Source organism: Streptomyces sp. NPDC048751 (genome assembly GCF_043198595.1).
Taxonomy (GTDB): domain Bacteria; phylum Actinomycetota; class Actinomycetes; order Streptomycetales; family Streptomycetaceae; genus Streptomyces.
On the sequence record NZ_JBICUX010000005.1, the window covers coordinates 518,008 to 540,567 of the forward strand.

The window sequence follows — 22,560 nt, forward strand, 5'->3', positions numbered from 1 at the left end:
GTCCAAGGGCTGTCCCGTAATCCCTGGGGGGGATTACGGGACAGCCCTTAGGCTGACCGCATGGATGCCCTCGCAGGCCTGCTGGAGGGCCCCCGCGCGCGGGGCGCCTTCATGATCCGTGCGTGCTTCGATCCGCCGTGGAGCCTGCGCGTCGAGGACCGGGCCCCGCTGACCCTGATGCTCATGGCCCGCGGTGACGCCTGGATCACGCCGGACACGGGGGAGCGGGTGCGGTTACGAGCCGGCGACCTCGCCATCGCGCGCGGCCCGGCCCCGTACACCTGCGCCGACGACCCCGCCACGCCCCCGCAGGCGGTGATCCTGCCCGGTGCCGAGTGCGTGTCCCCCGACGGCCGCCCCCTCTGCGGCACGATGGACCTGGGCGTACGCACGTGGGGCGACCGCGCCGACGGCTCCATGGTCATGCTGATCGGCACCTACCAGATGCGGGGCGAGATCAGCGGTCGGCTGCTGGACGCGCTGCCCACCCTCCTGACGCTGTCCTCGGAGGTGTGGGACTGCCCGCTGACCACCCTCCTCATGGAGGAGATCGTGCGCGACGAGCCCGGGCAGGAGGCGGTCCTCGACCGCCTGCTCGACCTGCTGGCCATCACCGCGCTCAGGGCCTGGTTCTCCCGCCCCGAGGCCGAGACGCCCGCCTGGTACCGGGCCCTCGCCGACCCGGTCGTGGGCCGCGCCCTGCGCCTCCTCCAGGACGACCCCGCCCACCCTTGGACGGTCGCCGCCCTGGCGGCCAAGACCGGGGTGTCGAGGGCGGCGCTCGGCCGCCGCTTCACCGCCCTCGTCGGCGAACCCCCGATGACCTATCTCACCGGCTGGCGCCTCGCTCTCGCCGCGGACCGCCTCCGCGACACCGAGGACACGATCGCCGCCATCGCCCGCCAGGTCGGCTACGGCAGCGCGTTCGCCTTGTCCACGGCGTTCAAGAGGACGTACGGGGTGAGCCCGCAGGAGCACCGGACAAGGGCGGGGTAGGGGATCGGTCTCGGCCAGGCCGCGGCGTAGCCTGTCCTACGTGTACGCGGAACGGCCGTCCCGGCTGACCGGCGCCGTCGTCTGGACGAACACCCCGTCGCCGCCCGGCGCCCGGCCCGTGCTGCCCGACGGCTGCATGGACCTGCTGTGGAGCGAGGGCCGACTGCTGGTCGCCGGCCCCGACACCCACGCGTACGCCCCCGAAGGCCCCGCCGTGCCCTGGGCGGGCCTCCGCTTCCACCCGGGCACCGCGCCCGCCTTCCTGGGCGTACCGGCGAACGAACTGCGCGACTGCCGTGTGGAGTTGGCCGACCTGTGGCCGGCCGCGGAGGTACGACGCCTGCGCGATGGTGTCGAGTCGGCGCCCGACCCCGCGACGGGCCTGGAGGAGGCGGCCCTGCGGCGCGCGGCCGAGTCGTTCCCGCCCGACCCACTGCTACGACGGCTCGTCACCGCTCTGGACGCCGGCCGCTCCGTCGCCGCGACCGCCGACGAACTCGGCCTGGGGGAACGCCAGTTGCACCGCAGAGCCCTGACCGCCTTCGGCTACGGTCCGAAGACGCTGGCCCGCATCCTGCGCCTGCAGAGGGCTCTCGCCCTCGCCCGCACGGGCACCCCGTTCGCGGTGACGGCGACCGGCGCCGGTTACGCCGACCAGGCGCACCTGGCAAGGGACGTACGGCAGTTGACGGGCATGACGCTCACGGACCTACTGGCCTGACGGCGCGTAGAGGTCGACGCCGTTGCCGTCCGGGTCGAGCACGACGGCGTACCGCTGACCCCACACGGCGTCCCACGGCTTCAGCTCCCCGCCGTACCCGGCCCTCACCAGTTCCTCGTACACCGCGTCGACCTCACCCGCACCCTCGCACCGCAACGCCAGCGAGGCCCGCCCGCCCCCGGCCGGCGCCCGCCACTCCGGGTGGAAGGACCGCACGGTCTCCTCGGTGTCCAACATCAACCGCACCCCACCCGGCACCCCGGCCTCGGCGTGCGGCGCGCTCTCGGAGCCCTCGGGGAAGGCGAACCCGAGACGACGGTAGAAGGCGACGGAGGCGGTCATGTCGGAGACGACCAGGCCAATGGCATCGAATCGTGGACTCATGAAGCCACCGTAGGCAGCGCTTCGAGCGTCGGTCTTGAAGGAATCGGACACGTTGAAGAGGGCAGGCCGGGTGCCACCTGTCCGTCGGTGACGCCCGGCCGACGCGCTCGTTCTTCTCGTGGCTCAGTCCTTTTCTCTGTCCTGCGCGCCGACCAGCGCCTCCATCATGTCGACCGCGCTGCCGTCGTGGTCGCTGCCCGCGGTGCCGCTGCTGCCCTGCTGGACGTTGCCGGAGCGGTCGATCTCGAGGATCGAGTCGGCCTGGGAGTTGTCGATCACGGTGATGAAGCTCTCTGTGGCCGCCGCGGGTGCCGCCGCGACGCCGAGCAGGGCCGCGGTCAGGGCGGCGACCCTACGCAGCCGGGGCGGGGTCGGGCTCACGCGCTCACGCCCGCGGGCTCGTCGCGCAGCCGGGCGATGTTCCGCTCCAGCAGCTCGGTGGCGGCGCGGACACCGACGCCGCTCGTCGCGTCCACCTCGGGCAGCCTGCCGTCGGCCTGCTTGAGCCCGGCGAGCGCGGAGTCAATCGCCTGGTGGGCGGCGAAGAGACAGGGCGTGCTGTAGATCGCGACGTTCACGCCGAGGTCGGACAGCTCGCTCAGCGAGAGCCGGGGAGACTTGCCGCCGGCGATCTGGTTGAACAGCAGCGGCTTGTCGCCCACGACGTCCCGGATCCGGCGGATCCACTCCACGCTGCGCACTCCGTCGACCAGGACCACGTCCGCGTCGGTGGCGGCCAGTGTCTTGGCGCGGCGCAGGATGTCGGCCTCGTCGGTGGCGTCCGTACGGGCCACCACGACCAGGTCGCGCCGGGTGGCCAGCACCATCTCCAGCTTCGCGAGGTACTCCTCCAGCGGCAGCACCTGCTTGCCGTCGGCGTGTCCGCAGCGGCGCGGCCGCTTCTGGTCCTCCAGGATCACGCCCGAGGCCCCGATCCGCTCCAGGCCCTCCACCACGTGGCAGGCGACCTCCGGATCGACGTACCCGTCGTCGATGTCCACCAACAGGTGGTGCCGCGGGAACGCACCCCGCAGCCGTTGGACGAACGCCACCATGTCCGGCCAGGCGATGAATCCGATGTCCGGCAGTCCGTAGTACGAGGCCGCGAAGCCGAAGCCGGAGACGAACATGCCGTCGTAGTGCTCTGCGGCGATCGACGCGGAGTACATGTCGTACACGCCGATCAGCGGGGTCGTCCCCGGGTTCGCGATCTGCTCCCGCAGCTTGTTCCCGTAAGTCACCGTCCGGCTCCTCCAATGGAGTCGAGGGGTCAACACACCAGGCGTAGGAAGGCCGCCGCGACACGGCAGCCCTTTGCCAAGACAAAAGGATCCCTATGTCGACGGACGACTTTCTCCTTACGGGCACTTTGCTCACCCCAATGGCGCAACCGGTTCACCGGAGAAACGTCACTGGTGTGCCGGGGCGGGCGCTCAGCCACCCACGTCCACGTTGTTGTCGGGGGCTCCGTCGCCGACCGGGGGCAGGTCCCCGCGCTCGACGGGTCCGGTCGGCTGCTGCCCGCCCGTGTCCGGCAGGAGGGTGTCGAGTTCGGCGGCGGAGGGGCGGTGGACGTTGCGGGCGGCCTCGCTCAGGACGTCGCGCGGGACGCCCTCTCCTGCGAGCCGGACGACGTGGCCCTTCTGCGGGATCGCGTACTCCTCCTGCTGTCCGTCGCTGCGGTACCAGGCGTCGCCGTCGCGGGTGCAGGTGGTGCTGCCCGAACTCGCGTCACCTACCGGTTGTTCCGGGCAGTTCTCGGCGGTCATCGTGCCGCGGTCGACGGAGAGGGTGAGCCGGGTGCCGGCCTTCCGCGACCAGTACGTGGCGGAGAAACCGTCGCCGCCGTACACGCCGACGGACTGCTGGGCGAGGGTGTAACCGGAGGCCCGGGTGACGTGGACGAACTCCGGTGCGACGCCCAACGCCTTTGCGCGGGTGGCGAGTTCGGTCGGGTCGGCCGGGCTCGCGTCCGCCGTCCCCGTGCCGGCGTCCGCCTTCTGCGTGCCGCAGCCGGTGAGGAGGGCCGGGAGGAGCAGTGGCAGCGAGAGTGTCAGGGCTCGGGCGGCACGGACCATGAACGCCATCCTGCCGCACAGGTGTTCCCAAGGTGACGTCTTTTCGCCGAGGGGGCGCGTAGTGTCACCCGCGATGAACACAATTCCCACACTGCTTGATCACCTCGTCCTCGCAACCCCCGATCTGGCGGCGACGGTCACCGAGTTCACCCGGCGCACCGGTGTGGCCCCCGCCCCCGGCGGCGCGCACGTCGACCTGGGCACCCGCAACTATCTGGTCGGCCTGGGCGGCACCGCCTACCTGGAGATCATCGGCCCCGACCCGGAGCAGGCGGGCACCGACGGCCCCCGTCCCTTCGGCGCCGACGGGCTCGACACCGCGCGGACGCTCACCTGGGCGATCAGCCCACCCGACCTGGACGCCACGGTCGCGGCCGCCCGCGCCCAGGGCTACGACCCCGGTGACGTGCGGGCGATGAGCCGCCGACGTCCCGACGGCACCCTGCTGGAATGGCGCCTGACGGACGGCTCCGCCCACCCCTCCGGCCTCGTCCCGTTCCTCATCGACTGGGGCACCTCACTCCACCCGTCGGCGTCCGGTCTGCCGGTCACCCCGCTCCTCGCGGTATCGGCGACGGCCCCCGCCCCCGCCGAGATCCGCCCCGCCCTCACGGCACTCGGTACGCAACTCGCCCTGAGCGCGGGCCCGGTGGGGATGACGTTCACGGTTCAGACGCCTCGGGGAGCGGTGACGTTCCACTGAAGCGGCTTCCGAACAACGGGAGTTGCGCGTCCCGAACCGCGTTCACGCCTCCTGGTGGAGATTGACGATGTTGCCGTCCGGGTCACGCAGCCACACCGATCGACGTCCCCACGGCTGGGTCGTCGGAGGCTTGAGGATCTGGAGCCCGCGGGCCCGCGCTTGTTCGTGGCGCGCGTCCACGTCGTCGACCCGGAACTCCAGAGTGAAACGCCCACTCGCGGCAAAGGCCGAGACCCCGGGCACCATCGCCTCGATGCCCTGCGTGGAGAAGAACGACAGCACCGCACCGGGCACCGTCACCCGGGCGAAGGGGTCCTCGCCCTCGACTTCGGCGTCGAGGACGGCGGCGTAGAAGGCCGCGAGACCCGGGACGTCGTCCGTGATCAGACAGGTGCCGGTGAAGTGGGGGCGCATCCGGGCATCGTAGGCCGAGGAACGACGTCACGTCCGGCCGATCAGCCAGGCCTCGCAGCCCCTCAAGTACGGGTCCGGGGTGGCGCCGTGCTCGCCCGTTCCACCAGGCGGGTCGACAGCTCGGTGCGCGTCCCCTCCGGGCGCTCGCCGTCCATCATCCGCACGAGCAGCCGTAGCGCCGTCGCCGCCATCTCGGCGAGGGGCTGGCGGACGGTGGTGAGGGCGGGGGCGGCCCAGCGGGACTCGGGGAGGTCGTCGAAGCCGACGACGCTGATGTCGTGGGGGACGCGGAGGCCGCGCTCGGCCAGGGCCTCGTAGACGCCGAGGGCCATGCGGTCCGAGCAGACGAAGACAGCCGTGGGGGGTTCGGGCAGGTCGAGGAGTTCGCGCATGCGGTGCCGGGCGACGGCCTCGTCGAAGCCGCCGTAGCGGATGTACTCGGGACGGTGCACGACGCCCGCCGAGGCGAGGGCCGAGCGGTAGCCGGCGACGCGGGCGCTGCTGCACATCGTGCGTCGCCGGCCCGCGACGACGGCGATGTGCCGATGGCCCAGCGACAGCAGGTGCTCGGTCGCCGTGACCCCGCCCTGCCAGTTCGCCGCGCCCACCGACACCACGCCCGGCGGCGGTTCCAGCACCGGGTCGATCATCACGAACGGGATGCGGTGCTGGTCGAGCCAGGCGAACTGGGACTCGGTGAGCTCGGCCAGGTTGAACAGGACTCCGGCCGAGCCGCGCACCGTGAGCTTGTCCAGCCAGCCGCGCCGGGGGCGGGCGGCCCGGGTGCGGGACAGGGCGGCCGAGACGACCACGTCCAGGCCCGCGTCGTGCGCCGCCTCCTCCACCCCGTGCAGCACCGCGCCCGACCAGGAACTCTCCAGCGAGTGCACGACGAGGTCGACGAGCCGGGGCGGCCTGGCCGCGTCGAAGCGGGGCCTGCGGACGTAGCCGAGCCGGTCCAGCGCCTCCGTGACCCGGCGGCGGGTCTCGGGTGCGACGTCCTCCCGGCCGTTGACCACCTTGGAGGCGGTCGGTACGGACACCCCCGCCTCGCGGGCCACGACCGCGAGCGTCGGCCCGGCCGTCGCCACGCTCGCACTCCCCGTTCGGACCATCGGGAACCACCTCTCCGGCCCGCCCGAGGGCCAGCGAACGTCCGACCGGCACCGTGGGGGAGCCGCCCGGAGACCGACGCGCAGAAAGCGCTTGCTATCCTAGGTGCGCCTCAACGCGACGTGAAGACACCGGAAGTGACGGGATCTTCCCGCTCACGTCGTCCGGACTTCGACGCGTCGCTCACCGAGCCGTGCACGTCAGCCCGAAGTCCCGGAAGTCGGCCGTGAACGTCGCCGCCACCAGGTCCCACGCGTGGATCCCGGCCATCGCCCCCGTGAACCGCAGCCGCGCACCGTGGTCGTCGGAGAGCCGGCTGAAGTCCAGCACCGGACCGATCGGCGTCCGCGTCCCCTCCCGCACATGCCAGAAGCGCGCATCGGCGCCCTCGATCGTCACCCCCAGTCTCACCGGCACCCCCGCCGCCACCTCCTCGACGGCCACCCGCCGCGCGCCCCCCTCGTCGCGGTCCACGAGGCTGAGCACCGTACGCCCGCCGCCCCGCCACTGCTGCCCGCGCTGCTCCTCGCCCTCCGGCTCGGCCCAGGTCAGGTCCAGGGCGAGGTACGCCTCCGCGTCGTAGCGCAGGACCAGCCCCGCGCCCTGCGTGAAGGTCGACGGACGGGCCTCCACCGTGACCGCAGCCTCCGCCCGGTGCTCGGTGATGCGCTGCGCCAGCAGGCTGTACGCGAACCGCGACTCCGGACCGTGCCGTCCGCGCAGCCGGATCCAGCCCGGCCGGCTCGTGGCGTCGGCCCAGGACGGGTCGGGCGCGGCCCGCAACGTGCTCCAGGGCCAGCCCAACGGGTCGGGCGAGGGGAGGGGACGGACGAGCGGGCGGGCCGGTGTCGGCACGTCCACCTCGACCGCCGGATGCCAACCCCCGTGTGGCATCCGCGGCCGGCCCTGCGCGTCCCAGGTCACCGCCTGGATCGCCGTCTCCCGGCCGAGCGTGCAGCGCGGCCCGTGCGGGGTGTTCAGGGGGCGCGCCGCGAGATGGCTGAGCACCCACTCCCCGTCCGGCGTCTCGACCAGTTCCGCGTGCCCGGCCTTCTGCAACGGCAGCGACGGGTCGTCCCGCGAGGTGAGCAGCGGACGGTCGTCGAGTTCGTACGGCCCCACGATCGCGCGGCTCCGGGCGGTCAGCACACCGTGTTCGAAACCGGTGCCGCCCTCCGCCAGCACCAGCACGTACCAGCCGTCGCGGTACAGCAGCTTCGGGCCCTCGATCAGCCGCTCGTGCTGCAGCAGCAGGTGCGTGTCGCCGACCGGGGCGAGGGTGTCGCGGTCCAGTTCGGTCAGCACGATCCCGGCGAAGCGCCGGCCGCCGGGGCGGTGGTCGTTCTGCAGGTTGAGCAGCCACAGCCGGCCCTCGTGGTGGAAGAGGGCCGGATCGAAGCCGTGACTCGCGATGCGCCGCGGGGACGTCCAGGGCCCGGTCGCCGCGGGGGCGGTGCAGACGTACGTGTCCGTGTCGAAGTACGGCGTCCCCACCGACCGTACGACGGAGTACACCACCCAGAACCGGTTCCCGTCCCAGCTCAGCGAGGGTGCCCAGATGCCGCCCGAGTCGGGGACACCGGCCAGACAGTCGCCGGGGGCCGCGCCCCGGACGTGACCGGCGTACTCCCAGTGGGTGAGGTCCCGGGAGCGGTGGATCGGGATGGTGGGGAACCACTCGAAGGAGCTGTTCGCCACGTAGTACCAGTCCCCGGCCCGGACCAGGGAGGGATCCGGGGCGAAGCCGCGGATCACCGGGTTGCGCAGCACGGTCACTTGAGCGCCCCCAGCGTGACTCCGCTCCGCCAGTAGCGGCGCATCGCGACCATCATGATCGCCATCGGGACGATGGACAGCAGCGCGCCGGTCAGGACCAGGCTCGTCAGGTCGACGCCCGACTCCAGGCGCTTGCCGGACCAGTTGTACAGGCCCAGGTTGAGCGTCCAGTTCTCCTCGCCGCGCAGGACGGTGAGGGGGAGGAAGAAGGCGTTCCAGGTGTTGACGAAGGCCAGCAGGAACACCGTGGCGCCGCCCGTCGTCATCATCCGCAGCACGATGCTGAAGAAGATCCGCAGCTCACCGGCGCCGTCCAGGCGGGCCGCCTCAAGGAGTTCGAAGGGAATGGTGGCCTCTGTGTAGACCTTGGCGAGGTACACGCTGAACGGGTTGATCAGGCAGGGGACCAGCATCGCCCACGGGGTGTCGACCATGCCGATCGCCGAGAACAGCAGGTACAGCGGGAGCGTGAGCAGCGCGATCGGGATCAGGAACGAGCCCACCACGCACGCGAACACCAGATTGCGCCCCGGGAAGTCGAAGCGCGCCAGGCCGTATCCGGTGGCGAGCGCGATCAGCGTGCCGCCGAGCGAGCCGACCCCCGCGTACAGCAACGAGTTCGCCGTCCAGCGCAGGAAGATGCCGTCCTCGTAGGTGAACAGCTGGTGCAGGTTGTCCCACAGGTGCCAGCCGGAGAACCACAGCCCGTTGCTCTGGTAGAGCCCCGTGCGGTTCTTGGTGGCGGCGACCATCAGCCACCAGACCGGGAAAAGACTGTACGCAGTCGCCAGGATGAGGCCGACCAGCAGAAACCTCTGGCCGCCGCGGGAGCGGGAGGCCGGATCCGGGGTCGTGAGCCGGCGCACCGGGCGTCCCGGAGCCTTCTCCGCGCGGTTTTCGGTGAGCGTCATCAGTCGGCCTCCCTCGAGGTCAGCCGGTAGAAGAGGAAGGAGGCCACGCCGAGGATGAGGGCGAGCAGCACCGACAGGGCCGCGGCGTAGTGGTAGTTGCCGGCGTTGAACGCCTGGTTGTAGATGATCATGATGGGCGTGAAGCTGTCGTTCACCGTCTGCGGGGTGACGTTGCGGAACAGCGCGGGCTCGTTGAAGAGCTGCAGCATCTGGATGATGGAGAGCAGCCCGGTCAGCACCAGCGCCCCGCGCACGAACGGCACCTTGATGCTGCGCGCGATGCGGATCTCCGAGGCCCCGTCCAGCCGCGCCGCCTCGAACAGCTCGCGCGGCACGGCCTGGAGGGCCGAGTAGATGATCACCATGTTGTAGCCGATGCCGTGCCAGGTCAGCAGGTTGCCGATGGACGTCCACACCATGGACGGCGCGAAGAAGTTCCAGTGGAACCCCAGCACTTCACCCATCGGCGTCAGCGGCCCCACGTCCGGGCTGTACAGGTTGATCCACACGATCGCCGCGACGACGCCCGGGATCATGTACGGCACCAGCAGCAGGATCCGGAACCGGCTCGCGATCCGCGAGGTGAGCGCGTCCAGGAGCAGGGCCAGCACCAGGCTGATGAACAGCATCACCGGGATCTGCACACAGGCGAACAGCACCACCCGCAGGATGGAGCTCAGGAACGCCGTGTCGGTCAGCCCCTGCCGGTAGTTGTCGAGCCCCGAGAACTTCTCCGTCGCGCCACCGAGCCCCAGCCCGGACTGCTGCTCCCGGAAGAGGGACTGGTGGACGGCGTAGCCGATCGGGACCAGATAGAGGAAGACGAAGCCGAGCTGGAAGGGAACCGTGAACGCGGCACCCTTCCAGCGCAGTGAACGAATCATCTGTTCTGCCTCAGCCCTTGACGCTGATGCCGCGGGACTTCAGGTCCTTGACCGTCCACTCCTGCATGTGCGCGAGCAGGTCGGTCACCTTCTCCTGCTTGTTGATCACCTTCGCCCAGCCGGCCTGCATCTCCGTGAACATCGCGGTCCAGTCCGGCCCGAAGGTCCAGTCGGTGGTGACGGTCTTGAGGCTGTCCTTCACCACTGTCTGCGCGGGCTGGTAGTTGCTGCCGAGCAGCTTCTCGGAGATCGCCTCGGGCACGTACGAGTCACTGTCGGCCAGCGCCGGCATGACGCCGTTGCCGGTCGTCGGACTGGCCATCGTCTTCACGGCACCCGCGTCCGTGGACATCCACAGCGCGGCCTGAGCGGCCTGCTCCTGGTGCTCGCACTGCTGGGTCACCAGCGTCACGCTGCCGGTCAGGTTGGTGCCGGCCGGGGTCTTCGCCGCCTCACCGGCGAACGTCGGCCACGGGGACAGCGCCCACTTCCCGAACGACTTGGAGAAGTTCTGCACCATGCCGGCCATCTGCCAGGTGGAGATCTGCCGGGTCGCGGTGCCGCCGTTGTCGTAGTTGCGCTGCACGGCCGCGTAATCCGCGAACGACAGCTTGGAGTTGAGGTCGTTGTCGATGATCTCCTGGATCACCTTCGCGGCCTTCTGGGTGCCCGCGTCCTGGAAGTCCACCTTCCAGGAGTTGCCGTCGATGGCGTACCAGTGCGCCCCCGCCTGCATGGCGAGCACCTCCAGGGTGCTGGGATCCTCACCGGCGTAGTTGGTGATCTTCACCCCGTGCTTCTTCAGCACCTTGCCCGCGGCGATGAAGTCGTCCCAGGTCGTGGGCGGCTTGATGCCGTACTTCTGGAAGATGTCCGTGCGGTAGATCGTGAAGTTGGGGGCCGAGCTGGTCGGGACCCCGTAGAGCTTGCCCTGCACCTGCGCTCCGGCCCAGGCGCCGGCGTTGAACTTGTCCTTGCCGGCCTCGACATACTTGCTGATGTCGGCGAGCGCCCCCTGGGAGACCCAACTGGTGACGTACTCCGCGGTGTTCTGCACGAGACAGGGCGCGTTCTTGGCCTTGACCGCGTTGGTCAGCTGCTTCTGCATGGTCAGCTGGTCGGTCACCTTGGTGTACTTCAGCTGGATGTCCTTGTGGGAGGCGTTGAACGCCTTGACGACGGCCTCCTGGCCGTTGGCCCAGCCCCAGAAGGGGAGGGTGACCGGGCCCGAGGACTTCGAGGACGAGTCGTCCCCTGACCCGCCGCAGGCGGTGAGCAGACCTGTCAGCGCGAGTCCCGCGACAGCGGCGCGGGCGAACCTTCTCCGGGGGCTGAGGGAGTTCATCTGACCGTGATCCTTCGGAAGTAGGCGTCTCGGAAGAGGGACGGCGGCTCGGTACTGGCCAGGAACGGCGGCCGGAGAACATCGGCACGCGGTTGCGGGGGGTTCGGCCAAGCGGAAGCGGTAGAAACCGGTTGCTGGGAAGGTAGGCCGAGGGGTCGGCCCATATCAAGAGGTGTGCGGGAAATTTGTTACGGCGACCGGTCCGGGAGGTGAGTGCGAAACAGGGGCACCGGATTGTGGTGCCCGCAGGATAAGCGCAGGTCACAGTCAGCGTCAGGGGATCGCCGGGCGACGGACGGGGCCCCGTGCAGGGCGCTCCACACCCTGTAAAACCTCAGGAAACCGTTTACGAAAACAGCTCAGGAACGGTGCGCGGGCGGGCGCACGGAGTCGCGTACGACGACATGGGTGCCCAGCACCAGGTGCTCCCCGTCGCCGCCCTTGCGCCGCCCCGCCCCGACCTCGCGCCGGTCGGCCACGGCACGCAGCGCGACCCGTCCCATCTCCTCGTACGGCACGTGCACGGTGGTCAGTTGAGGCGTCAGCTGCGAGGCCAGCGGGATGTCGTCGTACCCGGTGATGGACACGTCCTCCGGCACCCTCAGCCCCGCCGCGCGCAGCGCCTGAAGCGCACCCGCGGCCACCACGTCCGTGCCGGCCAGTACCGCCGTGAACCGGAGCCCGTCCCGCAGCGCCGACTCGACCGCCCGGTACCCGTGGTCGTCGTCGTACGGCCCGTGCCGCACCGACCCCGGGTCGAACGGCACCCCGTACGTCTCGAACGCCCGCCGCGCCCCCCGCAACCGCCCCTGGGCGGTGGTGAGTCCGGCGGGCCCCGGCAGCACCAGGACCTCCCGGTGCCCGGCCGACAGCAGATGGCTCGCCATGGCGTACGCCCCGGACTCGTTGTCGTAGTCGACCGTCGTGGCCGGTACGTCGCCCTCCAGCGGCGGCCTGCCCACCAGCACGAGATGCGATCCGGCCGCGTCCAGGGAACGGGCGAACCGCGCCATGCGCAGCTGGTACTCCTCGTAGTCGTAGGCACCGCCGAGCAGCACCACCGCCGCGACGCCCTGCTGCCGCATGAGGTTGACCAGGGCGAGTTCGCGCTCCGGGTCGTCGCCCGTCGTCCCCACCAGCGAGAGCCAGCCCCGCAGCGTGGCCGCGCCCTCGACGCCCTTCGCCACGTGCGCGAAGGCCGCCCCGGTGATGTTGTTGATCAGGATCGCCACCGTCGGCGTACCGCCGCCGGCCAGTGAGCGGGCGTGGGCGTTGGTGACGTAGTCCAGGTCCCGGACCACCTTCATCACCCGCCGGCGCAGCTCCTCGGAGACCGGGTAGTTGCCCGACAGCACCCGCGACACACTCGCCACGGACACGCCCGCGCGCTCCGCCACGTCCCGGATGGTCGCCCGTCCGGCGTCCACGGGCGCCTTGCGCTGACTCACCGTTGCGGCTCCTTCACCGTCGTGGGCCGATCACCGGGAGGGCGGGCGGTACGGCGCCTCTCGCCGGTGCGGAAACCGTATCCCATGGTTCCTCCAGGTGGGGGAGGGTGTGGAGGGCGGATGGCAGGGGAGGCCTGCGCCGGTTTTCCAGGTTGCGCCTGCCGGTAAGACAGGGAGTTCGTGGCTGCCGGTGCCACGGGGTGCCGGGCCGCCTGTCCCCGGCAAGCCCGTCCTCAGGCGACCCGGGCAAGATCCGCATGCCGCACCTCATGAGCCAGCGCCGCCCCCGCCACCAGCCGCTCCAGCTCCTCCACCACGATCTGCCCCAGCCGCTCCAGCTCGTTCCCCAGGGACCCCGCGATGTGCGGCGTCAGGAACACGTTGGGCAGCGTGTACAGCGGTGAGTCCGCGGGCAGCGGCTCGGGCTCGGTCACGTCCAGTACGGCGTGCAGGCGTCCGGAGACGAGTTCGTCGGTCAGTGCCCGGTGGTCGATCAGCGCGCCCCGGGAGGTGTTGATGAGCACGCCGCCGTCCCTGATGAGGGCGAGCCGGTCCCGGTCGAGCATGTGGTGGGTCTCGGGGATGTCGGGAGCGTGCAGGCTGACGATGTCGCTGCGGCGGAGCAGGTCCTCCAGGGGGAGGAGTTCGGCGCCCAGCGCGGCGGCTTCGGCGGGGGCGACGTAGGGGTCGTGCAGGAGGACCTGGAAGTCGTACGGCCGGAGCAGTTCGAGCAGGCGGCGGCCGACGCGGGAGGCGCCGATGACACCGATCCGGCGGCCGACGTTGCCGATGGCCGCGGTCTCGGCCGGGGTGGGCTGGGCGTGGGTGGCGCGGAATCGCTCGCGGTGGGTGAACGCGTCCTTGCCGGCCAGCAGGATCATGGCCAGCGTGTACTCGGCGACCGGCAGCGCGTTGCCCGTGACCGCGCTGGAGACGGTGGTCCCGTGCTTCCACAGGGCTTCGCCGACCAGGGAGCGGACGGAGCCCGCGGCGTGCAGGACCGCGCGCAGCCGGGGTGCCGCGGCCAGGGTGTCCGTGTCGAGGTGGGGGCAGCCCCAGCCGGTGATCAGGACCTCGGCGTCGGCCAGTGCGGGCGCGGCGGCGGGGTCGGTGAAGTCCCGTACGACGAGCGCGGGGTCGATCCGGGCCGTCCGCTGGAGCCGGGCCATCAGGGGCGCCGGGAAGAGCAGCGGGAGGTGCACCGGATCCATGGCGAACACGGCCCTGGGCAACTGGGCGCTGGGCATGACTCTCCTGAGGGCGTCGGAAACAGTTTCTGAAAGCGTCTTCTACCGTAGATCTGGCGCCGAGGCGGGGTCAATCACTGGAACGGTCCACGGCCCCGGGAAATCTTTCGACCGGAGTCGGGAGCAAACGCCCACGTCACGGCGGGACTTGGTGGTCGGGCGGGCGATGCTCGCCGTATCCGCGCCTTGAGCGGGGGACCGTAACGTGTTTCCGGAGAGGGCCAGTGCCGTGGGGCGGCAGGTCGCGTGACGGGCGCTGTCACAACCGGTTGCCGTCCCGAGCGTGGCGAGCACCGCAAGGTGCCCGAGCGGGCCGGCGGCTTGTCCCGAACGTCGACACCTCTGACGGCGCGAGCCGTATCGGGCGGATAACCCGAGGTCAGCGCAGTTGCCCTGTTCCCTGTCGCTCGCCCTCGCCCTGTGAGGCGACCGCCCGCGCCCCGTGTGCAGAGTTTTCGAAAGTCTGCGAAGCCCCTTGACGTGCTCCCTCGACCGGAAGAAGCTCTGCCCACCCGATCGCAGCAACCGGTTGCTACCTGTTACTGCGACCCAGGGAGCCGATCGAGTCGATCGAGCCCCTCGAGCCGCGTTCTCCGAGCAGAAGGTGAGGCCTTCATGCGTGCGCATGCCGGTGCCCCTCCCAGTCGCCGCCGATTCCTCGCCCTGTCGGCGGGCGGCGCCGCGGCCGGTGCGGCGGCACTCAGCGGCTGTGCGATGCGGGTGTCGAGCGCGGTCGGCGGCTCCGGCGAGACCGTCACGGTGATGGCCAAGGCCGACGACATCTCCCCGGAGCTGATCAAGCAGGCCCAGAAGGACATCGGCGTCAAGATCAACACGGTGCTGTACAGCACCAGCAAGCTGATCGCGATGATGACCAACGGCAACCCGCCCGACCTGGTACGCGGTGTCGGCGCCGTGGACGCCCCGTACTTCGCGGCCCGGGGGGTGATGGAGAACCTGGACCCGTACTTCGCGAAGAGCGGTGTCCTCAAGCTCGACGACCTGGACCCGGTGAACGACCTGTGGCGTTACGACGGCCGCACCCAGGGCAAGGGCCCGCGCTACGGCATGGCCAAGGACTTCTCCCAGGACTCCATGTTCTGGTACAACACCGCCCTCTTCGACCAGGCCGGCGTCGACTACCCGCCCGAGCTGGAGCCGGTCACGTACGAGGAATGGCTGGACAAGGCCAAGCGGCTCACCCGCCGCAAGAACGGCCAGACGACCGTGTTCGGCGGCAGCTACAACGGTGTACTCACCCCCAACCTCCTGGCCAGTCTGACGGTGGCCGCCGGCGGAAGCCTCTTCACCGACGACTTCTCCCAGGTCGACTTCACCGCCCCCGAGGCCCGCAAGGCGCTCGGCTGGTACATCGACTACTGCCGGACCAGGGTCGGGCCCAGCATCGTCCAGCCCGACCCCAACACCTGGGACGGACCCACCTTCCAGGCGAACCGGCTCGCCATGTCGAACTCGGGGTACTGGCTCGGCGGCCTGATCAACGCCGACAAGAAGCTGGCGCCACTGTCCCGGCTCGCCCCCGCGCCGATCTTCGAGGGCGGTCGGCGGATCAGTCCCTGCCAGGCCGGCACCGGCTTCTGGATCCCCAGCACGTCGCACCACAAGGACGCCGCCTGGAGGGTCTTCGAGTGGTTCTTCGGCGAGGCGCCGGCCAAGGCGCGCGCCTCCGGCGGCTGGGGCATCCCGACCCTGAAGTCCCTGCGATCACTGATGCCGGCGCAGGAGAGCTATCAGAAACGGGTGTTGGAGGTGCAGCAGGCCGAGCTGAAGCACTACTCGGTGATCGCCTTCACGCCCTACGCCACCGCCGACTCGCTCCTCGCCCTCTTCAACCAGATCGCCCCGGCCGCCATGAACGGCGGGATGTCCGTCGACACCCTCGCGCGGCGCCTGAACTCGGCCATGAACGAGCAGCTCAAGCGCGGTAAGGAGCAGGTGGGATGACGGTTGATCAGGTCTCGTCCGTCGCGAGCGGGCCCGGCCCGGCCCCGGTCGCCGGACCGGTACGGCCCCGGCCGCGCTCCTCCATGACCGCGCGCAGGCACCGGGCGTTCTACATGTTCGCCGCGCCCTGGATCGCCGGGTTCGTGCTGCTGACCATCGCACCGATGGCGTACGCGCTGTGGCTGAGCTTCACCACCTTCGACGGCATCTCGCCCCGCTGGCACTACGTCGGGCTCGGCAACTACCGCGAGCTGGCCGCCGACTCGCAGACCTGGGACGCCCTGGGGCGCACGGGACTGTTCGCGGTGACCTCGGTGCCGCTGTCGATCGTCGCCGGACTCGGGCTCGCCGTTCTGGTCAACCGGCCGCTCAAGGCGCGCGGGCTGTTCCGCACCCTGCTCTACCTGCCGGCCGTGGTGCCGCCGGTGGGCGCGGGCATCGCGTTCAAGCAGCTCTTCGACCAGAACTCCGGTGCCGCCAACGGTGTGCTGAACCTCTTCGGCATCGACGCCCTCGGCTGGCTCGCCGACCCCTACGCGCGCTACGTGCTGATCATGACGGTGCTCTGGACCGCCGGAAACATCATGATCATCTCGCTGGCCGGGCTCCAGGACATCCCCCGCGAGCTCCTCGAAGCGGCCCGCATCGACGGCGCGAGCGCCTGGCGGAGCTTCCGCAGCATCACCGTGCCACTGCTGTCGCCGGTCCTGCTCTTCCAGACCGTGACCGGCGTCATCGCCTCGGTGCAGACCATCATGCCGCTGCTCCTGGCCCCCGACCCCACTCCGGCCGGCATCACCGCGCTCCCGCAGTCCACCTACCTCTACATGATGCACGTGTTCGCGGAGTACTTCGCGTTCGGCCGCTACGGCTACGCCTCCGCGCTGCTGTGGGTGCTCTTCGTCCTGATCCTTCTCGCGACCGGACTCATCTTCAAGGCCACGTCCGGCGTGGTGTTCTACAACGTCGACCCGGAGGCGAAGAAGTGACCGCCACGAGCCCGACCCCCAAGGCCGCGCCCCGGGTGCGGGTACGCGTCAACCGCCTCGTCCTCTACACGGTCCTCGTCGTGCTCACCGGCCTGTTCCTCGGCCCCTTCGGGTGGCTGGTCGTCGCCGGCCTGAAGACCCCGGCCGAACTGGCTGCCTCGCCCGTGCGCTGGCTGCCCGACCACGTCCAGTGGCACAACATCACCGACGCCTTCAGCCTCATCGACTTCCTCGGCTACGCCCGCAACTCCCTGGTCATCGCCGGGATCTACGCCACCCTCGTCACCCTCAGCTCGGCCTGGGTCGGCTTCGGCTTCGCCCGCCTGGACGCCCCGGGCAGGAAGACGCTGTTCGGCATCCTGCTCGGCTCGATGATGCTGCCCCAGATGATCACCCTGCTGCCCACCTACCTGATCTTCGCCAAGCTGGGCATGGTCGACACGTACTGGCCGTGGGTGCTGTGGGGCCTCGGGGCCGCCCCCTATCTGGTCTTCCTCTTCCGGCAGTTCTTCGCGGGGCTGCCCCGCGAGCTGGAGGAGGCCGCGATCGTCGACGGCTGCGGCTACGCGGCCATCTTCTGGCGGATCTTCCTGCCGCAGTCCTGGCCGGTGCTCTCCGCGAGCTTCGTGATCGCCTTCACCTGGACCTGGGGCGACTACATCGCCCCGCAGCTGTTGCTGTCCACCGACCGCACCACCCTCGCGGTCGCCGTCATGTCCACCTACGTCACGTCGGCCGGTACCCCGGTCACCAACCTCCAGGCCATGGCCTCCGTGATGTACGTCGTGCCGATCCTGCTGATCTTCCTCGTCGCCCAGCGCGGCTTCGTCGCCGGGATGTCGACGACCGGTCTCAAGTAACCCGCCGCCCCCCTCTCCCCTTGTTTCCCCATCCCTCGCAAGGAGTTCTGGATGAACACGCCCCTGTCCCGCCGTACCGCCCTGCAGGCGGCGGGTGCCACCGTGCTCGCGGCCGGTCTGTCCGGCGGCCTGACGGCGACGGCGGCCCGCGCGGACGACAGCAACGCAGCGCCCCAGCTGGTCACCTACCCGCGCCCGGCGACCATGCCGACCAACACCAGCTTCAAGGTGCGGGTGCGCACCGCCCCCGACGGCGACTGGCAGACCCTCGACATCTGGCGTCCGCAGCTGGAGGAGATCAACGCCACCACCGGCTCCGGCAAGGTCTACAACACCTCGATGGTGTACTTCGACTTCCGCGGCTCCGTCGAGCTGGAGGTCACCTACCTCAAGGGCGGCACCACCAAGGCGCGGGTGAGACCGGACGCGCTCGGCATCACGCCCGAACTCCTCGGCGACACGCTGCGGTTCACCCTCGACGAGCCGCGTGACGTGGTCGTCCAGATCAACGACGAGATCTTCGACTGTCTGCACGTCATCACCAACCGCGTCGACCCCAACCCGCCCTCGGCCGACGACCCGGACGTCATCTACTTCGGTCCGGGCGACCACACCGTCCCCGGCAACGTCCTCACCGTCCCCAGCGGCAAGACCGTGTACCTCGCGGGCGGTGCCGTCCTCCGGGCGCAGGTGTTCTTCAAGAACGTCGAGAAGGCGGCCCTCGTCGGCCACGGCATGATCACCGCCGGCCCCGGCGGCATCCTCTGCGAGGGCAGCAAGAACATCCGCGTCGAGGACGTCATCATCATGAACCCGAACGGCTACGCGGGCACGTTCGGCATGAGCGAGAACGTCCACGTCAAGAAGGCCCGTTCGTTCAGCTCGAAGGGCAACGGCGACGGTTTCGACGTCTTCTCCTCGACCGGGATCGTCTTCGACGGCTGCTTCATGCGCAACTCCGACGACTGCTTCGCCATCTACTGCCACCGCTGGGACTACTACGGCGACACCCGCGACATCACCATCCAGAACTGCACCCTGTGGGCCGACGTCGCCCACCCCATCAACGTGGGCACCCACGGCAACACCGACAACCCCGAAACGCTCGAGAACCTCGTCATCAGGAACATCGACGTCCTCGACCACCGCGAACCCCAGATGAACTACCAGGGTTGCATCGCCCTCAACCCCGGCGACTCCAACCTCATCAAGAACGTGCTGATCGAGGACGTACGGATCGAGGACTTCCGCTGGGGCCAGGTCATCTACATGAAGGTGATGTACAACCCGAAGTACAACACCTCGGTCGGCCGCGGCATCGAGGACGTCTACGTCAAGAACCTCAGCTACACGGGCACGCACGCCAACCCGTCGCTCTTCCTCGGCTACGACGCCGACCACGCCATCAAGAACGTCACCTTCGAGAACCTGGTGATCAACGGCAAGGTCATCGCCGACTCGATGAAGAAGCCGTCCTGGTACTACACCACCGACGCCGTCCAGTGGTTCTACAACGAGCACGTGCTGGGCCTGAAGTTCCTCACCACCGCAGAGGCGGAGGCGGCAGCACAGTGAGCACCATCAGCCGCCGAGGCCTGCTGAAGTCGTCCACGGCGCTGCTGCTCGCCGCGGGTACGAACGCCCTGTTCGTGCCCGCGGCCCGGGCAGCGGACACCACCGACGCCGCCTCGAACGCGCCGGGCTTCGCCTTCACCCACCCCGGCCTCCTGCACAGCGCTGCCGACCTCGCCCGGATGAAGTCCGCGGTCGCCGCCAAGCAGTCACCGATCTACGACGGCTACCTCGCGCTCGCCGCCCACAGCCGCTCGCAGAGCACGTACACCGTCCAGAACACCGGTCAGATCACGTCCTGGGGCCGCGGCCCCACCAACTTCCAGAACCAGGCCGTCGCCGACTCCGCGGCCGCCTATCAGAACGCCCTGCTCTGGGCCGTCACCGGCGACCGGGCGCACGCCGACAAGGCCCGCGACATCCTCAACGCCTGGTCGTCCTCCCTGACGATCGTCACCGGCGCCGACGGCCCCCTCGGCGCGGGCCTGCAGGCCTTCAAGTTCGCCAACGCGGCCGAACTGCTGCGCCACACCGGCTACGACGGCTGGACGGACGCCGACGTCGCCCGCTGCGAACGCTCCCTCCTCGACGTCTGGTATCCCGCCGTCTCCGGCTACATGCTCTACGCCAACGGCAACTGGGACCTGACGGCCATTCAGACCATCCTGGCCATCGGCGTGTTCTGCGAGGAACGCACCCTCTTCGAGGACGCCCTGCGCTTCGCCGCCGCCGGCGCGGGCAACGGCAGCGTCCCGCACCGCGTCGTCACCGACGCGGGCCAGGGCCAGGAGAGCGGCCGCGACCAGGGCCACGAACAGCTCGCCGTCGGCCTGATGGGCGACGCCGCCCAGGTCGCCTGGAACCAGGGCGTCGACCTGTGGGCCTACGACGACAACCGCATCCTCGCCAACGCCGAGTACGCCGCCCGCTACAACCTCGGCGGCGACGTCCCCTTCACCCCCGACCTCGACCGCACCGGCAAGTACATCAAGAAGACCGTCTCCGCCACCGGCCGCGGCACCCTGCCCCCGATCTACGAGATGTACTACGCCCACTACGCCGGCGTCCGCGGTCTCGACACCCCCGCCACCCAGGCCGCCGTCTTCCGCGGCACCGGCGGCGCCCGTGTCGTCGAGGGCAGCAACGACGACCTGCCCAGCTGGGGCACCTTCGCCTACGCCGGCGCCACCGCCGCCGACCCCACCACACCCGCACCCCCGGCCGGCGTCACCGCGGTGGGGGAGGACCGGGCCGTCACCGTTTCCTGGCTGCCCTCGGCCTGGGCGCGGGGCTACGACGTCCAGCGAGCCACCGCCCCCGAGGGCCCCTACGAGACCATCGCCTCCGACGTCGACCAGCCGACCTACGTCGACCGCGGCGTCCGCGCCGGCCGCACCTACTACTACACGGTCACCGCCGCCAACTCGACGGGGGTGAGCGACAGTTCCGCTCTCGCGGTCGCCACGGCCGGCCTCCCCGCCCCCTGGTCGACCCGTGACGTCGGCGACGTGCGGATCCCGGGCTCGGCCGTCTTCGACGGGGAGCGGTTCGTGCTGGAGGCGTCCGGCACCGCCGACACCTACCGCCTCGCGCACCTGCCCCTGCGCGGCGACGGCACGGTCACCGCCCGCATCGTGTGGCCGCTCAGCTCCCAGTACGCCAAGATCGGCGTCACCGTCCGCGCCTCCCTCGACCCCGACGCCGCGCACGCCTCGATGCTCGTCCAGGGCCTGCCGCTGCACACCTGGAGCGGCGTGTGGACCGTACGCCCGCAGACCGGGGCCGCCGTGTCCGCGACCGGCAGCACCCCCGTGCCGCCCAGCCAGCAGCAGGCGATCACCACCAGCGCCTCCTTCCCCATCTCCAGCCTCGGCGCGCTGCCCGAGTCGGCGACGCCGCTTCAGGCGCCGTACGTCGAGGGCGCGGGGGACGGCTACCGGCTGCGGGCGCCCTACTGGGTGCGGGTGAAGCGGGAGGGGCGGCGCCTCACCGGCTCGATCTCTCCCGACGGCAGGCGGTGGACGGTCGTCGGCACGACCGACGTCGACGGCATGCCGCACACCGTCTACGCCGGACTCGCCCTCACCTCCTGCCTCGGCGTCGACGAGGACTACGCCGAGACCGGCACCGGCGCCTTCGACAACGTCAGCGTCACCTCGCCCGACGGCGACGTCTGGCGCGTCCCGGCCCCCACCCGCACCGCCACCGACCTCCGGGCCGCCCCCGGTGCCGACGGCATCGGGCTGGCCTGGACCGACCCGGACCTCTCGGCCCGCTACACCGTGCTGAGGTCCACCCGCGCCCACGGCTCCTACGAGAGCATCGCCACCGGAATCGGCCCGGTCGGCTTCGGCACCCGCATCCGCTACGCCGACGCCACCGGCACACCCGGGACGACGTACCACTACGTCGTGGCGAAGACCAACTGCGGTGGCTGCGGCCCCCGTTCGGCCTCCGCCAATGCCGTCATGCCGACCGTCACCGCCGCCCCCACGCAGCCGACGGCCGCCAGGAACACCCCCCTGCCCGACCCCTGGACCCACGGTGACCTCGGTGACGTGGTCCTCGACCGGAGCGCGTACGGCACCCTCGGCGTCGTCGCCGTCCTCACCCCCGGTGACGCGGCCCACGCCGACGGCACGTTCACCGTGCAGGGCGCCGGGACCGACCTCAACGTCAACTCCCAGGGAATGACGGGACACTTCGTACGGCAACCCGTCACCGGCGACTGCGAGATCACCGCCCGTCTGGTCTCCCGTACCGGAGCCACCGCCGACCGGGTCGGCCTGCTGATGGCGAAGTCGCTGTCGCCGTTCGACCAGGCGGCCGGTGTGATCGTCACCGGCGGGACCACCGCACAGCTCATGCTGCGGCCCACGGTGGCCGGAGCCTCCGCCTTCACCGGGACGAAGGCGGTCCAACTGCCCCTGCTGCTGCGGCTGAAGCGCACCGGGACCGCCTTCGCCGCAGCCGTCTCCACCGACGACGGCGCCACCTGGACCCCCCTCGCCGAGGGCTCGGTCCCGCTGTTCGGTGACGCCCCCTATCACGTGGGCCCGGTGGTCTGCTCCCGCAACCAACAGGCCCTCTGCACCTCAGAGTTCGACGAGGTGAGCATCACCACAACCTGATCCCCCCACGGATTGGAGTGCAC

At 70.5% G+C, this 22,560-nt stretch carries 20 protein-coding genes; 8 read left to right on the forward strand and 12 right to left on the reverse strand.

Annotated elements, in window-relative coordinates:
* Positions 1-60 precede the first annotated feature (60 nt).
* Both ACGFNV_RS19530 and ACGFNV_RS19535 read left to right on the forward strand, forming a co-directional pair.
* On the forward strand, positions 61-996 hold the full coding sequence (locus ACGFNV_RS19530) for an AraC family transcriptional regulator (protein WP_393623987.1): 936 nt from the start codon (positions 61-63) through the stop codon (positions 994-996).
* A 40-nt stretch (positions 997-1,036) separates the two neighbouring features.
* On the forward strand, positions 1,037-1,717 hold the full coding sequence (locus tag ACGFNV_RS19535) for a helix-turn-helix domain-containing protein (RefSeq protein WP_393623989.1): 681 nt from the start codon (positions 1,037-1,039) through the stop codon (positions 1,715-1,717).
* Here ACGFNV_RS19535 and ACGFNV_RS19540 read toward each other — a convergent pair.
* The 4 genes from ACGFNV_RS19540 to ACGFNV_RS19555 form a co-directional block, all read right to left on the reverse strand.
* Positions 1,706-2,101, reverse strand: coding sequence for a VOC family protein (locus ACGFNV_RS19540; RefSeq protein ID WP_393623990.1), 396 nt, complete (start codon positions 2,099-2,101; stop codon positions 1,706-1,708). The two genes, ACGFNV_RS19535 and ACGFNV_RS19540, sit on opposite strands and share 12 nt — an antisense overlap.
* Before the next feature lie 123 nt (positions 2,102-2,224).
* Positions 2,225-2,482, reverse strand: coding sequence for a hypothetical protein (locus ACGFNV_RS19545; protein ID WP_393623992.1), 258 nt, complete (start codon positions 2,480-2,482; stop codon positions 2,225-2,227).
* Entirely contained in the window at positions 2,479-3,342 is an 864-nt protein-coding gene (locus ACGFNV_RS19550) for an oxaloacetate decarboxylase (RefSeq protein ID WP_393623994.1), read from the reverse strand. The genes ACGFNV_RS19545 and ACGFNV_RS19550 overlap by 4 nt, the downstream gene beginning before the upstream one ends.
* 192 nt (positions 3,343-3,534) lie before the next feature.
* Complete coding sequence (locus ACGFNV_RS19555; RefSeq protein WP_393623995.1) at positions 3,535-4,179, reverse strand: hypothetical protein; 645 nt, start codon at positions 4,177-4,179, stop codon at positions 3,535-3,537.
* A gap of 73 nt (positions 4,180-4,252) precedes the next feature.
* Between ACGFNV_RS19555 and ACGFNV_RS19560 the strand changes: the two genes are divergently transcribed.
* On the forward strand, positions 4,253-4,882 hold the full coding sequence (locus ACGFNV_RS19560) for a VOC family protein (protein WP_393623997.1): 630 nt from the start codon (positions 4,253-4,255) through the stop codon (positions 4,880-4,882).
* Between the two features lie 42 nt (positions 4,883-4,924).
* Here ACGFNV_RS19560 and ACGFNV_RS19565 read toward each other — a convergent pair whose 3' ends face one another.
* The 8 genes from ACGFNV_RS19565 to ACGFNV_RS19600 all read right to left on the reverse strand — a co-directional run bounded on the left by ACGFNV_RS19565 (position 4,925) and on the right by ACGFNV_RS19600 (position 14,020).
* Positions 4,925-5,296 (reverse strand): VOC family protein, encoded by a 372-nt coding sequence (locus ACGFNV_RS19565; protein WP_393623999.1) that lies wholly within the window; start codon positions 5,294-5,296, stop codon positions 4,925-4,927.
* Positions 5,297-5,358: 62 nt separating this feature from the next.
* Positions 5,359-6,411: a LacI family DNA-binding transcriptional regulator gene (locus ACGFNV_RS19570; RefSeq protein WP_393624001.1), complete on the reverse strand. Its 1,053-nt coding sequence runs from the start codon at positions 6,409-6,411 to the stop codon at positions 5,359-5,361.
* Between the two features lie 181 nt (positions 6,412-6,592).
* Positions 6,593-8,185, reverse strand: a complete 1,593-nt coding sequence (locus ACGFNV_RS19575; protein WP_393624002.1) for a family 43 glycosylhydrolase — start codon at positions 8,183-8,185, stop codon at positions 6,593-6,595.
* Positions 8,182-9,096, reverse strand: a complete 915-nt coding sequence (locus tag ACGFNV_RS19580; protein ID WP_393624003.1) for a carbohydrate ABC transporter permease — start codon at positions 9,094-9,096, stop codon at positions 8,182-8,184. Before ACGFNV_RS19580 ends, ACGFNV_RS19575 begins: the two co-directional genes overlap by 4 nt.
* Positions 9,096-9,980 (reverse strand): carbohydrate ABC transporter permease, encoded by an 885-nt coding sequence (locus ACGFNV_RS19585; RefSeq protein ID WP_393624005.1) that lies wholly within the window; start codon positions 9,978-9,980, stop codon positions 9,096-9,098. Before ACGFNV_RS19585 ends, ACGFNV_RS19580 begins: the two co-directional genes overlap by 1 nt.
* A gap of 10 nt (positions 9,981-9,990) precedes the next feature.
* Entirely contained in the window at positions 9,991-11,325 is a 1,335-nt protein-coding gene (locus tag ACGFNV_RS19590) for an ABC transporter substrate-binding protein (protein WP_393624007.1), read from the reverse strand.
* Positions 11,326-11,684: 359 nt separating this feature from the next.
* Positions 11,685-12,773 (reverse strand): LacI family DNA-binding transcriptional regulator, encoded by a 1,089-nt coding sequence (locus ACGFNV_RS19595; protein WP_393624008.1) that lies wholly within the window; start codon positions 12,771-12,773, stop codon positions 11,685-11,687.
* A 233-nt stretch (positions 12,774-13,006) separates the two neighbouring features.
* Complete coding sequence (locus tag ACGFNV_RS19600) at positions 13,007-14,020, reverse strand: hydroxyacid dehydrogenase (RefSeq protein WP_393624010.1); 1,014 nt, start codon at positions 14,018-14,020, stop codon at positions 13,007-13,009.
* A 615-nt stretch (positions 14,021-14,635) separates the two neighbouring features.
* Between ACGFNV_RS19600 and ACGFNV_RS19605 the strand changes: the two genes are divergently transcribed.
* Genes ACGFNV_RS19605 through ACGFNV_RS19625 form a run of 5 tightly spaced genes read left to right on the forward strand, consistent with a single transcriptional unit; the run spans position 14,636 to position 22,537 of the window.
* Complete coding sequence (locus ACGFNV_RS19605; RefSeq protein ID WP_393624012.1) at positions 14,636-15,985, forward strand: extracellular solute-binding protein; 1,350 nt, start codon at positions 14,636-14,638, stop codon at positions 15,983-15,985.
* Positions 15,982-16,974: a carbohydrate ABC transporter permease gene (locus tag ACGFNV_RS19610; RefSeq protein WP_393624014.1), complete on the forward strand. Its 993-nt coding sequence runs from the start codon at positions 15,982-15,984 to the stop codon at positions 16,972-16,974. The genes ACGFNV_RS19605 and ACGFNV_RS19610 overlap by 4 nt, the downstream gene beginning before the upstream one ends.
* Positions 16,971-17,834 (forward strand): carbohydrate ABC transporter permease, encoded by an 864-nt coding sequence (locus ACGFNV_RS19615; RefSeq protein ID WP_393624016.1) that lies wholly within the window; start codon positions 16,971-16,973, stop codon positions 17,832-17,834. The genes ACGFNV_RS19610 and ACGFNV_RS19615 overlap by 4 nt, the downstream gene beginning before the upstream one ends.
* Positions 17,835-17,885: 51 nt before the next feature.
* Positions 17,886-19,409 carry a glycosyl hydrolase family 28 protein gene (locus ACGFNV_RS19620; protein WP_393624017.1) on the forward strand — a complete coding sequence of 508 codons (1,524 nt, stop codon included), beginning with the start codon at positions 17,886-17,888 and terminating at the stop codon, positions 19,407-19,409.
* Positions 19,406-22,537 carry an alginate lyase family protein gene (locus ACGFNV_RS19625; protein ID WP_393624018.1) on the forward strand — a complete coding sequence of 1,044 codons (3,132 nt, stop codon included), beginning with the start codon at positions 19,406-19,408 and terminating at the stop codon, positions 22,535-22,537. Before ACGFNV_RS19620 ends, ACGFNV_RS19625 begins: the two co-directional genes overlap by 4 nt.
* Positions 22,538-22,560 lie beyond the last annotated feature (23 nt).

Coding starts and splice junctions, on each gene's coding strand:
- ACGFNV_RS19530 (WP_393623987.1), top strand. CDS start 61: ATGGATGCCCTCGCAGGCCTGCTGGAGGGCCCCCGCGCGCGGGGCGCC.
- ACGFNV_RS19540 (WP_393623990.1), bottom strand. CDS start 2,101: ATGAGTCCACGATTCGATGCCATTGGCCTGGTCGTCTCCGACATGACC.
- ACGFNV_RS19555 (WP_393623995.1), bottom strand. CDS start 4,179: ATGGTCCGTGCCGCCCGAGCCCTGACACTCTCGCTGCCACTGCTCCTC.
- ACGFNV_RS19560 (WP_393623997.1), top strand. CDS start 4,253: ATGAACACAATTCCCACACTGCTTGATCACCTCGTCCTCGCAACCCCC.
- ACGFNV_RS19565 (WP_393623999.1), bottom strand. CDS start 5,296: ATGCGCCCCCACTTCACCGGCACCTGTCTGATCACGGACGACGTCCCG.
- ACGFNV_RS19570 (WP_393624001.1), bottom strand. CDS start 6,411: ATGGTCCGAACGGGGAGTGCGAGCGTGGCGACGGCCGGGCCGACGCTC.
- ACGFNV_RS19580 (WP_393624003.1), bottom strand. CDS start 9,096: ATGACGCTCACCGAAAACCGCGCGGAGAAGGCTCCGGGACGCCCGGTG.
- ACGFNV_RS19585 (WP_393624005.1), bottom strand. CDS start 9,980: ATGATTCGTTCACTGCGCTGGAAGGGTGCCGCGTTCACGGTTCCCTTC.
- ACGFNV_RS19590 (WP_393624007.1), bottom strand. CDS start 11,325: ATGAACTCCCTCAGCCCCCGGAGAAGGTTCGCCCGCGCCGCTGTCGCG.
- ACGFNV_RS19600 (WP_393624010.1), bottom strand. CDS start 14,020: ATGCCCAGCGCCCAGTTGCCCAGGGCCGTGTTCGCCATGGATCCGGTG.
- ACGFNV_RS19605 (WP_393624012.1), top strand. CDS start 14,636: ATGCGTGCGCATGCCGGTGCCCCTCCCAGTCGCCGCCGATTCCTCGCC.
- ACGFNV_RS19610 (WP_393624014.1), top strand. CDS start 15,982: ATGACGGTTGATCAGGTCTCGTCCGTCGCGAGCGGGCCCGGCCCGGCC.
- ACGFNV_RS19620 (WP_393624017.1), top strand. CDS start 17,886: ATGAACACGCCCCTGTCCCGCCGTACCGCCCTGCAGGCGGCGGGTGCC.